1 protein-coding gene and 1 pseudogene are annotated in these 1,273 nt (G+C 45.6%); both read right to left on the bottom strand.

All coding sequences use genetic code 11. The features are described from left to right. Positions 1-296 (bottom strand): annotated as a pseudogene (locus tag ACTHUE_RS19275) (thiol:disulfide interchange protein DsbA/DsbL); the annotation flags it as partial. 11 nt (positions 297-307) lie between these two features. Then, positions 308-1,273: SPOR domain-containing protein (locus tag ACTHUE_RS19270; RefSeq protein WP_440424197.1), on the bottom strand; the 966-nt coding region annotated here is incomplete at its 5' end.

The raw sequence follows: 1,273 nt of genomic DNA, 5'->3' as shown, positions 1-1,273 counted from the left end.
ACGGCAGCGGCTACTTTGGCCAAGCCTAACATTTCAGGCATCCAAACGACGTGTTCTGTCCGTAAGGAAACATCTTTGGCAAAGGTTTTGCTGTGTTGCAACAAAACTGGATCGAGATGGTAACAATGGACGCAGAAGTAGCCGAAAAATTCTAGCACTTCAATTTTTCCGGCTTGCTGCTGCGGGATAGGGCGACTAAGAACGGTATAGTCCACGCCTTCGGTAGCAGCCTGCGCACTCAGACTGAGCAGGATCAGGCTGAGTACGGCAATGGTTTGTTTCATACGCTGCTTCATCAGTGATTCCATTATTTGGTAGAACGAATCAAGCTGTTGATATTATGGTCTTGCAGGTTTTTTTGCAGTTTCACAGCGGCTTCCTGCTGCATAGTGTTACTTTGAACTCGGTAAATGGTTTTGTCGCCGTTTTGCGATTCAACCACTTTGGAAGAAACACCTAAAATAGCCAGTTTTGCACGTTGTGAATCTGCGCTGGAACGGTCTGCATATGAACCAAGTTGCAGGAAGGCTTTTTTACCGCTGTTGGCAGCTGCTTCGGCTTTTTCTGCTGACTGTTTATTTGCAGCGTTGCTGCTTTCTTTTGTTGCAGAGGCATTTGCTGCTTTACGTGCTTTTTCGATGCTGCCGCTGTTGAGGATTTGCTCAGGTGTCGGCTTGTTTTGTTTTTTGGCTTCGGCTGCTTTTTTCTCAGCCAATTTGCGCTCGGCACGCTCTTTTTGTTTGTCGGTCAGTTGGTCGGCTGCTTTTTTATCTTTTGCAGTTTTATCAGTAGCTTCTTTTTCAGCTTTGGCTTTTTCTGCGCGTTTTTTCTCTAATTCGGCTTTTTTCTCGGACAGTTTTTTCTTGGCGGCTTCTTTTTCTGCTTCCGTTTTTGCGGCTTTTTCTTTGGCTTCACGTTCGGCTTTGTCGGCGGCGGCTTTTTCAGCTTTTTCTTTGGCTTCACGTTCTGCTTGTTCGGCTTTTTCCTGAGCTTCTTTTTCCGCTTGAGCTTTTTCTTCAGCTTCTTTGGCAGCCTTTTCAGCCTCTTCTTTAGCTTTGGCTTCTTTCTCAGCAGCTTCTTTTTCTGCTTTGGCTTTTTCTTCATCTGCTTGGGTAGATGAAGTGTCGGTGGTTGGGCGTTTCTCTGCTTTGTCCTGAGGTTTCAGGATTTCAGGTTCTTCGCTTTGTTTAGGCTGAGTCAGCTCTTTGAAAACGTTTTGGTTGCCTTGGTTCAAGAAGAACAAAATACCGGCAATAATACCTGTTGCCAGTAT

The sequence above is a fragment of the Neisseria sp. P0021.S005 genome (assembly GCF_051956955.1).
The sequence above is the reverse complement of the archived record's forward strand: the minus strand, read 5'-3'. Positions and strand labels throughout refer to the sequence as shown.